The following is a 12,368-nucleotide window of genomic DNA, read 5'->3' as shown; positions in this document are numbered from 1 at the left end:
GCCGAGATCGATACCAATAAGGGTGACGTTTTGCATGATGGACTCTCCAGAAAAAATACTCTATAAAGAGTATGGTTCACAAGGTGGGGAAGACCATCTCATTAACTCCCGTAGCCTGAAAGGGAGTGCATGCCATGCGGTACATCTGCGCACTTTTGGAAGCAGATATCATCAGACCCATAACCCACGATCTGACGATGAAAGTTTCCCGGTGTTATTCACCACCGGCTACCTACATAACAGAGCAGAACATTTCCTGCCTCACGCTGAACGATACCGTTTTAACCGGTACAACGTTCACCCACGTTTTGTATTTATCACGATAAACGTCCCGGATCTTGTGCGGCGTCACTTGCGTTAACGCGCAGCGATGACCAAGTGACGTCGCCGGGCGTCAGCGTCCAGAGCGCATTCGGTCTGCCTTTACGACCGATTTGAACCCTGAATTACTCAGTGAAACCATTCAAAACAGACTATTAACAGACATTTTGTTTGATTTACGAACAAATTCCAGATCTGGTTTTCAACCCACCGCCTTAAAACAGGCTGATACAGTAAAAAAAGGAGATATGACATACGTCAAGATAATGAGGCGTTCATCCTGAGCTGATCAGGCAATGAACGGGGAGCCTTCCATCGCTGTGCTCAGCACGTCGCGAGCTCCTGCAATAACTCAACACAACCTCACTCTGCTACACATTATCTGACGCATCACGGAACGGTGAACCTGAACCGACACGCAGAGACTTGTTTAAAAAATGAATAAAAACAGAGAAAAAGTGACAGGAGAGGCGTGAATGGCGCAGAAATCGGCACGTTCAAAAATTGAGTTGTTCAGGAAAGAATTTATTACCCATGCCCGACAAGCGGGTGGGAGCTTTGCCACGGTGGCCGATCGTGAACGGATTGCCCGGCAGTTTCTTAACTTTCTCAAGGAGAAAGGCATTAAGCTCCGGCAGATGGACAGCCTTAAAGTCAAATATATTGAACGCTATATTGCCGAGCGAAAGGCCAACTCTATCAGCCACCGGACTCTGCAAAATGAAATGTCCGTGCTGAGAAGCGTTTTAGCGCAGGCCGGAAAGCATAAGCTGGCTGATCCCGGTAATGCCCGTTTGAGCAACCGGGCACTCGGTATTGTTGCCATAAACCGAAAAGGAACTAAAACGGCGTTGGCACCGGCTGCGTTCCGTGAAATATTTCAGCAGGTCGAACAAAAAGACCGGCGCGTGGCGGCGGTGATGCAACTGGCGTATGTTCTGGGGTTGCGCACCAAAGAAGCGGTGGAGGCCTATAAGTCGTTAGCCACCTGGAAAAAAGCACTGGAGAATGGGCAGACCTCTGTGCGGGTGATATTTGGTACCAAAGGTGGACGGCCTCGGCAAACGACCATATTGGATCAGGCAGCGCTGCAACATGCCATTGCTTATGCCGAGCGAGAGCAGGCAGAGCGTGGTGGAAAACTGATTGATAAACCGACGATCACGCAGGCCATAGACCGTTACCGCTATATTGTCAGAAGCTCAGGACTGGCGGGTAAGAATGCCCCGCACAGTATGCGCTACCATTTTGCCCAGCAATCCGGTGAATATTACACCGCGCAGGGATTCAGTGAGCGGGAAGCGCTGGCATTGGCATCAATGGATTTGGGGCACGGTGATGGACGCGGGCGCTATATCCGGCAGGTGTATTACCAGAAAGGTGAGGAGGAATAACACTATTTTCCCTGATAAAAGATAATCATCTGGATTAATCGCTACCCTACCTGACTGTCAGCTATGAGCGAAGTATATACATTCACACCCTGAGAATTACACTGTTAGGTGATTCAGGGTATGCGCTTATTGGTTACGAATACTGAGCGAGTGACTCTTGACAACGTGTTTTCTTTCCAATAAGTTAGGATAAAGGTTAGCGCGACCTGGCAGCTCACGGCTAAAGCGGAATGCAGCGCAGACTTATCAAATCTTTTTTGGTTAAGTGTCTTCAATTCTTATGGTTCGTGAGCACATAAGAAATCTGAGGGACTTAATCAATGAAACGACTTCCTACCCGTGCTGAAGCAAAAGCACACGCAAAATATCTTTCCAAAACGTTAAACATCTGTCTGAGCTATGCGCAGGACGCCGTTGCGTTGCGATATAACTGCAACGACTGGTTAGAACTGAGTACTGTTTTTGGCCAACTAACTGACAGATATATTTCTTTCTATGGTCTTACCAGCGCCGCGGACAAGCTTGCCTTTAGCAATCTGCTTTCCTCCTGTATATCGGAACTGAGAACACACTTACATACTGACCTACACGTTCAGGAGAGTCTTATGCGGAAGACGACTGAGGGACAGTGGACGCGGATATCGGAGGATATTATGTCCGCGGTTACGTATGAACTCTCTGAAAATGCTCCCTGTTCTGTAGAGGATATGGTCAGAATACTGGAATTTCACGATGACAGTATCAGCAGGGTACTTACCCACTTCAACCGGCAAGGCGCTTTAAAAATGGCGGTCAACCCTTGGTTGGAACCGTGGGTGTTTGGGCTGAGGTTTTATGCTTACTATCATTTTCAGGATAAATTCGTAACGATCACCAGCCGGGAATGGGACCTTGATATTCACGATGCATACATTATCCCTCCACATGATCGAGTTTTCACACGACCATGGTTTCAGCACTATATGGCCGGGTATCTCTCTCATCTTACGAAGCAATTCATGGCTCTTGGTTATGATGGTGTAATTAAGATTTGCCGCGTTAATAATTATAGAGCACTGGATTTCCAAAAGGGAATACCAGAACCACACCAGCGTACCGGTATTTACTGCTTATATACTGCCTTGCTGGCCTGTGGTGGTGAGGGGAAATGGTCTGTTAGTAAAGACGGGCACAAATATGATTTCGGTATTGAAGTTCCTTTTGAGTCTTTAGCGTAATTTATTACAGGGAAAGTAAAATATGAACAGAGCAGGGAAAATTGCATTTTCATGGCTAACTCGCCAGACTGATGTCGTAAAGATAAGCTTTATTGCACAAGCGATGGGCAGCGCCGAATATCAGAGTTTCGCTAAAAAATACAAGCCGGAGAGTATTGATAACCTGCCTTTCAACTTCATTAAATCGTACACTCCCCAGCAGTTGGAGGCAAATACGATAAAGGGGAAAAGAAGCCTCTATACCGATAAGCAGGCTGATAAAGATAAGCTTAAATTAATGGCGGTATGAATGCCTACGGGCCTGTTTGCCCCTTCCCGCAACGGTTCTTATGTGCCGTTGGGCAGAGAATTTGAATGTACCACACTGATGCACCCGTTTATACTAAAAAAGCAGGAGGCAATCCTGGAGAAGGCATGGAGTGAGGCCATCCCTTGGCTCAGATCTCCTGATGTTGGAAATACAAATACATTTACTTATCCCTGGCTGGATTATGACCCTCATCTGAAGGGGGGATCGGATGTGTACTTTGTCCTGGATGTTGAAAATGAAAGAGTGAAAATCGGTGTTTCCAATAACATCAGTCAACGTGTTAATACTCTGAAACGACAATACGGAGCTAAGAAACTGATTTTTATCTCTATTATCCCCAGTGGGGGAGTGAAAGCAGAATCTGCCTTACACCGCTTCTTCAGCCCACTCAGAATAGAAAAGAAAGGCCTCGGCAGAGAATGGTTTTCTTATACTGATGAACTGAGCGACTTTGTAAATTCCCTTAATAAATATGCAATCAGGAGCAAATGTCTGAAAGCATACGGGATTATTTGAATCAACTCTAAAAGTCGGATCTATCATTGAGAAGCGAGTAAAACCCAAAAAAGCAGAAATTAAATCTCGCTTCTCCTCGAAATCGTTACATTAATCAACCTTGGTTGGCAGATTCAGTCGAGTGGCAGTTCCAGACAGCACGTTGTTAGCAGGAAGGATCTTGGTCGGTTATGAGCAAAGAGCGGGCGTTAACGCCACATTCTGGCTCGAGCTACTATTCTCGATTATAGAATTCACTCAGGATACTTTCAGACAAGCCTTGTAATGAGGACAGTCAGTGTTTATTGATGTAAGTTAACTCCTAATGACAGATGGTTCTGCTTACTAAGAATAAATTACGGATCGTCGACGGGTTTTGTAGCTATAACAAATCGCTTTCAAAAGGAATGGGTATGAACAGAAAACAATTTATTCAAGGGCATGGTGCTACTTGCCGTAATTGGACATGGAGTTGGTCATTTGTTAATCATGAAAAAAGAATGGTGATATTTGGTGCTTGGGATGTAGAGAGTGAACAAGAGCGAGCTGTTATCCTTCGCGAACGTTGGGAGTATAACTCTAAGCACAAAAAACAACCGGGATACACACAAGCAATTGAACACATTAGACTGGTGAATGAAGGCTACGAGCTTTACACATTCAACATGATGTTTGCAGAACATCCTGATGATCCAGAAGTAGCTGTGATCAAAGATTTCGAACATAAGTTGAACAGACGCTACCTCAGAAAAGAGGGTGTTATCTGGTATGCAGATTTCTTACCTAACTCATACCCTGATGAAATCCCGTCACCAGAGAACTATATAGAAGGTGCAAAAAAACAGGTAACTGTAAACGCTTACGAGAGAGAACCGAAGGCAAGACAAGCATGTCTCGACTATCACGGTACAGCATGTAAGTGCTGTGGTTTCGACTTTGAGATAGTTTACGGTGAACATGGCAAGGGCTTCATCCACGTACACCACATCAAGCCACTTCACACAGTAGGTGAGAATTATGAAGTAGATCCAGTCACTGACATGATCCCATTATGTCCAAATTGCCATGCGATGGTCCATCGTGGGAGTAAGGTACTACTAGTTGCAGAGTTAAAAAATAAGATGATGAACAATAAAAATCATGGATAGCCATGACCTTCTCCCCATGTATTGACGTTCTTTGGTGTTTTTACGACCGCTTATGACATGTCCGACTCCCAGGATTAGAAGGAACGGTGCAGCTATGAGCGAGAAGCAGACTGATCCGCTTATATGAGGAGTTCGGTTTTGATCCGTTTGATGTTGGCTCGCTATTTGAAAGCTGGAAGTTTGAAAGGGTACGTCCTGCTTACTGTGTACGTATGAATAAGACGGAGATAGAAGAAAACATTGAAAATACAATGCATTAATATCTATCCAGATAATCATTGTTTGTTAATCTTTCACCACAGTTTGATACAGAAATGATTCAGCCAGACATGGCTGAATCGAAGTGGATTTGCTCCTATATTGACATACACTTTTTATCATTTAACCCATTATTGGTTCGACGCAGCAGGCATTCCCATGACGTCGTGGAACGAACACTTGCTGAAGCCATGACGCTGGCTGACAGAATGGTATTTTCTACACTGACTGCACCCTTAGAGTTGCAGCATAAAACGGTGCTGGATAGTCTGCTGTCATCCGGTGATGAACAACTGTCCCGCCTCAAATGGTTGCTACAACCTCCAAGTAAAATTAACGGTAAATCCTTAGTAATTAAGAGTCACCTAGTTTTGACAGAATATGTGATATTTCCTCACGTCCGTTCAGATTGTATTAGTTGATTCAATCGCTGAATAGCTGTGTTTAGTGTTGAACGGGAGCACGCAAAGTTGATTCTGGCAAATCCAGCATAATCTGTACCAAATTTTATGCCATCATCCAACCATAAATGAGCACGGTTAAGTAGTTCATATTGCAAATTCTCTGGTGCAATGCCACTATTTCTGAAATCTATCCAACCAAGATAAAGAGCATCCGCATCAAAAAGCTTAACTTTAGAAAATTTACCAAAACATTGTTGTAATAGTATTCGATTGTCACGTAAATATATCAATAATTCAGCCAACCATGATGCACCATAACGATATGCAGCTTCACAGGCGACGAGTCCTAACATATTAGGAATATGTAATGAATAACACGTATAAGTCTGTTTTAGTTTTTTGCGTATTTTTTTATTGGCAATAAACAAATTAGAAGTCTGTAATCCTGCCATATTGAATGTCTTGCTAGGAGACGTACAAGTAATACAGATATCAGCAAATTCATCACAGATGTTGGCAAAAGGCAGATAACGCTTATCTGTAGAAAGGATCAAGTCTTGATGTATTTCATCAGAGATGACCATTATTCCATGCCGCAAACAAATTTCCCCCATTGCGGTTAATTCTTCTTTACTCCATACATACCCAGTCGGATTATGCGGATTACATAAAAAAAACAGTTTCGTATTGGGGGTGATGGCTGCCTCAAATACATCGAGATCCAAGGTATATCCCAATTCTTTTTCAACTAGCGGTGCTGTTACTACCTGCCTTCCATTCAATAAAGCACACTGATAAAAGGGACTGTAAATCGGTGGTTGAATTAAAATTTCATCTCCCAATTGTGTAAAGGTTTGGATAATTAAACTCAGGCTGTTCACAACTCCTGGGCTCTGTACTATCCACTCTTCTTTTACTGGCCAGCGATGGTGCTGCCATTGCCATTGAGTAATAGCCTCAAAAAGCCTGTTACTTGCCTTACTATAGCCAAAAATGCCTTGTTTTATAGAATCATGGAGAGCTTTCCGTATTTCAATAGGACATTGAAAATCCATATCAGCAATCCATAGCGGGAGAGGTGCTTCATCTGTACTGGATGGTAAATAAGGTGAAGGGTATTCCCATTTGAGTAAATTAGATTTGGAAAAATCAATAACACTATCGAAATCGTAAGTCATATAAAATTCCGTTATTATATAAATTTAAGATAAAACCCTTTAAAATAATCAAAAAATATCATTTCTTGCTCTGAATTTATTAATCCCATATATATATATCACCATCAAAATTGCAAAGGATAATAGGAAATATGCCGTTATCATTGATAACCAATCACTACGCCAATGTCTCATAACCATCCAGGAAATTAGTGATGAAAATGACATTTGTATTGTTGCGACTAATGCAGAAGCTCGTCCTGCTAAATGACTAAATGGAGATAAAGCAATAGTTGTTCCGGTACCAAGCAATATGGAAAATCCAAAACTTCCCAATGTTGCTGAAATAAGATATGACCAAACTGATATTTTAAATAGATAGATAGTAAAAATAAACCCAATCATTGCCAATAATAATAACAATGCACCAGCATACAATAGAGCGATATCTTTTCCTCGCCCTAATAATCGAGCAGTTAATAAGCTACCGGCAGTGATGGAAACTGCATTAATAGCAAAATAATAACCAAATTGGTCAACTGGAATATGCAGTGTTTCAATAAGTACTACAGGGGAACTTGAAAAGAAAATTAATTGAGTGGCAAATCCGAAACTACTCGTCAAGCATCCAAGTAAAAATTTAGGGTGACGTAATACATCTAAATATCCTGAAAATACTTTTGTCAGCAAAATGGACGTATTTCTATGTCTTCTCGGTAATGGTTTCCATAAGGCAATAAAACAGCATAATAATACAAAGCCTCCTAAGACATAAAAGCTAGATCGCCAGCCATAATGTACAGCTAGTTTTCCCCCTATTATTGGAGCCAGTATAGGTACTAGACTGATCACTCCATTAAGCATACTAAATACTTTTCCTACTTCTGCCCCCTGAAAGCGAAGAGGAACACTAGCGAAAATAGCAACGGATATTGCCCCTGCACCACATCCCTGAATCAGTCGTAATACTATGAGTAAAGGGAGATTATGAATAAAATACACACTAATATCTCCCAACACATAAAAAACCCCTCCACATAGCAGCACACGTTGAGAGCCTACTTGATCAACCATCGGCCCGAAAAACAACTGACTCAAGCTCAAACACAGTATAAAGCCACTAATCAACCATTGAGTTGTCTCAGGTAAACTACCTAATTCACGAGATATCATCGGCATACTAGGCAGGCAGATATCCAGTCCTAAAGGGGCTGCAATTACCAACGGAATCAACCAAGCTAACTGTATTACAATATTGTTTTTCATTATCATCAATAAGTCAGCTCTTTTGTTTTAGGAGCATTTTGTTTAATGTGAAAAGAACGGTTAATCAGAGGATTTAACCGATGATATTGATGGGATATAGACTGATAAATTGCTGATGTTAATGTAGCTCCTATTTCATGTTTACTAAAATCAGAAACCATATTTGATGCAGAAATTTCTCCCCTTATCCCTGAGATGAATTCATAAAACGCTTTGGCTTTCGCTTTTCCTTTTATCCCTTTCCGGCCACCTTCCATTGCGATGATGTCATCAATATTGATAACTTCAATATGCTTGCCTCCAAGCATTTTATGATTGCGAAAAATATAGATTTCTAGGTGTTCTTTCGTCCCTATACGATAGTCTTCAACTGGGGGCTCATCTGACTTATATGAGTGAAAGTGAATTGATTGAAATGGGCCTTGCTGAAAAATATGAGACTCATGAGCAACCCGCCCATTACCTTTATAAAGATCCCGACCAGTGGCTGTTACCCAATTTCGCTGTGAATAACCATTGTGACACAAATTTATAGAAGCAGTAGTAATCGTTTTATCACCATGTTTAAAGGAAACATTACTGCAACAATCAATTTCACCAAAAGCGCCCAAAAGAGAATCTAATTGACTTTCATTATAGCGATTAACTTTATCAAAAGTATGCTGGCCAAATAATTTTCGGTAATCATTTAAACTAAACTGACTCAGAACATCCTTAGGGCGGACTGCTGTCGCAAAAACGTCAATATTGTCGTATTGCTTTTCTTCACTAATAGCCGATTCTAATACAAATGGAATGATATCAAAATAATGATAGCCACTATGTGAACATTTCCCATAACCTTGATTATAAGGGTGATAATGTTGCTCTATAATTTCCGTTGGCATACGCCATTGTCCATCAGAATGAAAGGTTTGTACATTTGTGACTGGACAATTTGTCATAATAAAACATTCGGAAAGATGTTTTTTTATAATATTAAATGATGTTTGATATCTACGTTGAGCCATTAAAGAAAAAACTTGAGATGGATTTTCACATTGTTTTTTCTGATACAGTGAATTAAGAAGATAATAATCTTCATGAATTTTTATTGATTTATCAATGGAGGTTGAGATATTTTCATAAGAAGATATTGGTTTATCCATCAAAATAGACAAACCAGCTCTCAGAGCCCATTTTGCATATTTAACATGAGCGAGAGGTTCAGTTGCAATAATAACACCATTGATAGCGTGTTTTTTTACAACTTCGTTTAATACCATTTGAATGTCTAGGTTTAGTTCATCTTGATTATTACTAATATCATTTAAATAAGTCACCTCTGGCTGCAATATTTTCCCAGATAAATATAATTCAATATTTTCCTTTTCTGATAACAAATCCACGACTGCACATAAGTTTAACTCAGGATTATATATTGCATCTTCTAGTAATGGATAATATATTCTTTTGCTATGCGGACCAAAGCCAATCAATAATAGATTGACAGTATAATTATTAGCTAACATAAATAACTCATTTAGATATTTTGATTAAATAATGTGTTTTTTTCTAATCGATAATTACCGATGAATAGTGCATCCATGCCTATTGATTGTCTAAAACAATTAATAGCATCAACTGGAGATTCTACAATAGGCATTCCTGCTAAATTGAAACTGGTATTGAGTACTACTGGTATACCAGTTATTTTATCCAATTCTTTAATCAGGTTATAAAACTTTTTATTCGAAGTAGCAGATACAGTTTGTAATCTTGCTGTTCCATCTACATGGATACAAGCAGGTATATCAAATCTTGCTTGTGCTTTAACAGGAGCCACTTTCATCATATAAGGCACAGGAGACAACATATTGAAATAAATATCAGCCTTTTCTTCTAACACTACAGGAGCATAGGGTCTGAACCATTCACGCAGTTTTATCTGACTATTGAGTATTTCTTTTGTCCAACTGTTAGATGGAGAAGCAAGGATACTACGATTACCTAAAGCTCTGGGTCCATATTCACTGCGATCTTGAAACCAGCCTATTATTTTACCATCAGCAATCATCCGTGCAGCTTGATATTCAGGATCATTTACTTGCCGAATGATAAATTCATTTTCGTATGAAAAAACGATTTCCGAAATTTCATCTTCTGCATAAACAGGGCCTAAGTAAGGTGAAGAATTAAGTTTTGGTATTTTTTTATTTTTTTTCCAAAAATATTCCGCTGCAGCTCCAAGAGCTAATCCAGCATCACCAGGTGAAGGAGGAACATAAACATTGATATTTAATTCTTCCTCTAATTTACGGTTCATCACAGAATTCATTGCCACACCGCCAGTAACACATACTGTATCGATATGATATTTATCTACCAATCCTTTTACTCGACGAATAATTGATTCTTGTAATTGATCTTGAGCCCATGCTGCGAGGTGCATATCAAAGGGACGAATAATGCCGGTTTTGTGACGCCTTTCAGGGATATTAATTCCCTGTTTCTTGAACCAGTTTTGAATATCTTTCGTACAATCGGATACATAGTTTTCATCTTTCAATTCAGACACGACACCAAATTCTGTCTCAGTAAATGCCGGATAACATGAAAAGACGGTAGGATCTCCAAATGAAGCCAGTCCCATCGTTTTTCCTGACTCACGATAGCTGTCAAATCCCAGATAACAAGTAACATCACCATAAAACCGACCATATCCCTGATCACAAGGTTGTGTATTGTCCCGAGCAAGTAATTTTAAGTCATTATTCTCATACAAATAATAACTGACCTGCTCAGCAGAGTTATTTTCCAAAACTTCCGTATCAGATATTTCACCAATGATATTGCCTGTATGATCGGCGACAACAACCAATGCACGCTTAACATCATTTTGGGAGACAGCGCTCAGAGCATGAGCTACGTGATGAGATTTCACAATATGAATATTGTCGAATCCGGGAAATAAACCATCAAGGTAATTTTTAAGACTATCTTCCATCGTATCAGAGGAAGTCATTGGTTGTCCAAAACTGACGACAGAAATTGCGGAGAGATCATCCAATGTCAGTTTGTTTCTGTATAAAATTTCTTTTACTGCACAAATTACTTGTCCATCATACTTTTTCTTTGAAACTCTTTCTTCTGCAATCGCCATAATAATCTGGTTTCTATCGGCTAATACGACATTTCCATCATAAGTCACCGACCCATCAGCCAATATAGGTATATTAATTGCTAATACTATTTCTTTCATGTTGATTTCTCTATTGTAACTATTTTAATGTTTTTTTACTCTTAATAAAAACATTAATGGAATCGATGGCGTATCTTTTGCAAAACACCACCATCCTTCTTCATTTTTAAATAACTGTGAGAATGCTTTGTAGAAACCTTTCTCAAACTCTTTAAATTTCATTAATTGCATATTTTCGTTTAGTAGGCTTGTTATTATCTCAGATAGGCTATGAAAATAAACGTATTGTTCTTGATTTTTTAATAAAACATCTCTATTTGCGTAAGAATATTTGTAATTAGCCTTAATTGGATCTCCTGATATATAATGAGAGGAAATAACTGAGTTGTTAAGCGATGTATTATCCTGACTAGGATTGCTTAGCATACGGGCAAAAGGATGCTCATCAATAATAATAAATTCACCGCCAGATTTTAAGTGTGAGGATATTGTTTTGGCCCATAAATTTAAATGCTGAAGCCAGACGATAATTCCATAAGATGTAAAAACAAGATCAAATTCACCTAAGTTAAGAGAAAATAAATCATAAACGTTAGCACAATAAAAATTTGTTTTTAAACCAAATTTTCTTTTAATGTATTTTGCAGTATCAATGGCTACAGAAGAATAATCAATTGCAGTTACCTTTGCACCTAGCATTTCAAGAGCAAAACTATCCAATCCAATATGGCATTGTAAATGAAGGACTTTTTTTCCGTTAAACTTCCTAATTCAGATATCTCAATGTTTCTTAATTGATATTTTAGTGGGTCGTAACTATCAATATTATAATCAGATTTATCAAAATGAATTTCAGCCAATTCATTCCAAAATTGGATGTTTTTATCATCATAAAAATTTCTAGACATAAAATTTTATTTTACTCTTGTAAAATACCCCAATTCTTTATCGTGGGCTGCATAATACATGTAATATATTTAATATTTATTCAACAAGAATAATTCTGGTTCTGTCGCATTAACGGAACATCAGGTAAATTCCTCGTTTTTTGCGCGAGTCCCAAACGATGTCCCTGATCCGAAATGCATTTAAGCGCTTACATTATCCGTAACCATTCACCAGCCCTGTATTGACTAGCAGGAAAGCAGATTAAAGACATCCGGATAGGGCTGTTTTCGGGTCACCGCTGTCGCGATTTCACTGAGTACATCCAGTGC

Annotated in this window: 12 protein-coding genes and 1 pseudogene; 8 read left to right on the top strand and 5 right to left on the bottom strand. The window is 39.5% G+C overall.

Annotated features, from left to right (window positions below):
• The 8 genes and pseudogenes from AAC854_RS18885 to AAC854_RS18850 form a co-directional block, all read left to right on the top strand.
• Window positions 1–361: hypothetical protein (locus AAC854_RS18885; protein ID WP_340618458.1), on the top strand; the 361-nt coding region annotated here is incomplete at its 5' end.
• 436 nt (window positions 362–797) lie between these two features.
• On the top strand, window positions 798–1,715 hold the full coding sequence (locus AAC854_RS18880) for an integrase domain-containing protein (RefSeq protein WP_340618457.1): 918 nt from the start codon (window positions 798–800) through the stop codon (window positions 1,713–1,715).
• 653 nt (window positions 1,716–2,368) lie between these two features.
• A complete protein-coding gene (locus AAC854_RS18875) occupies window positions 2,369–2,932 on the top strand; it encodes a hypothetical protein (protein ID WP_340618456.1) in 564 nt (187 codons plus the stop codon).
• Window positions 2,933–2,954: 22 nt separating this feature from the next.
• Window positions 2,955–3,221, top strand: coding sequence for a hypothetical protein (locus tag AAC854_RS18870; protein WP_340618455.1), 267 nt, complete (start codon window positions 2,955–2,957; stop codon window positions 3,219–3,221).
• Window positions 3,222–3,758, top strand: a complete 537-nt coding sequence (locus AAC854_RS18865) for a GIY-YIG nuclease family protein (RefSeq protein ID WP_340618454.1) — start codon at window positions 3,222–3,224, stop codon at window positions 3,756–3,758.
• A gap of 121 nt (window positions 3,759–3,879) precedes the next feature.
• Window positions 3,880–4,023 carry a hypothetical protein gene (locus tag AAC854_RS18860; RefSeq protein ID WP_273549851.1) on the top strand — a complete coding sequence of 48 codons (144 nt, stop codon included), beginning with the start codon at window positions 3,880–3,882 and terminating at the stop codon, window positions 4,021–4,023.
• 127 nt (window positions 4,024–4,150) lie between these two features.
• Window positions 4,151–4,885, top strand: a complete 735-nt coding sequence (locus AAC854_RS18855; protein WP_340618453.1) for an HNH endonuclease — start codon at window positions 4,151–4,153, stop codon at window positions 4,883–4,885.
• A 413-nt stretch (window positions 4,886–5,298) separates the two neighbouring features.
• A pseudogene (locus AAC854_RS18850) lies at window positions 5,299–5,496 on the top strand (hypothetical protein); the annotation flags it as partial.
• Between the two features lie 41 nt (window positions 5,497–5,537).
• Here AAC854_RS18850 and AAC854_RS18845 read toward each other — a convergent pair.
• Genes AAC854_RS18845 through AAC854_RS18825 form a run of 5 tightly spaced genes read right to left on the bottom strand, consistent with a single transcriptional unit; the run spans window position 5,538 to window position 11,922 of the window.
• Entirely contained in the window at window positions 5,538–6,725 is a 1,188-nt protein-coding gene (locus AAC854_RS18845) for a MalY/PatB family protein (RefSeq protein ID WP_340618452.1), read from the bottom strand.
• Window positions 6,726–6,773: 48 nt separating this feature from the next.
• Window positions 6,774–7,970 (bottom strand): multidrug effflux MFS transporter, encoded by a 1,197-nt coding sequence (locus AAC854_RS18840; RefSeq protein WP_340618451.1) that lies wholly within the window; start codon window positions 7,968–7,970, stop codon window positions 6,774–6,776.
• 5 nt (window positions 7,971–7,975) lie between these two features.
• Window positions 7,976–9,481: a Gfo/Idh/MocA family oxidoreductase gene (locus AAC854_RS18835; RefSeq protein ID WP_340618450.1), complete on the bottom strand. Its 1,506-nt coding sequence runs from the start codon at window positions 9,479–9,481 to the stop codon at window positions 7,976–7,978.
• Window positions 9,482–9,492: 11 nt separating this feature from the next.
• Window positions 9,493–11,211, bottom strand: a complete 1,719-nt coding sequence (locus tag AAC854_RS18830; RefSeq protein ID WP_340618449.1) for a carbamoyltransferase C-terminal domain-containing protein — start codon at window positions 11,209–11,211, stop codon at window positions 9,493–9,495.
• 24 nt (window positions 11,212–11,235) lie between these two features.
• Complete coding sequence (locus AAC854_RS18825; RefSeq protein ID WP_340618459.1) at window positions 11,236–11,922, bottom strand: class I SAM-dependent methyltransferase; 687 nt, start codon at window positions 11,920–11,922, stop codon at window positions 11,236–11,238.
• Window positions 11,923–12,368: the final 446 nt, after the last annotated feature.

Origin of the sequence: Xenorhabdus entomophaga (assembly GCF_037996725.1) — a bacterium.
In the GTDB taxonomy this organism is placed as follows: Bacteria; Pseudomonadota; Gammaproteobacteria; order Enterobacterales; family Enterobacteriaceae; genus Xenorhabdus; species Xenorhabdus khoisanae.
Note: the sequence above shows the minus strand (reverse complement) of the source record. Positions and strands in the feature narration are given on the sequence as shown.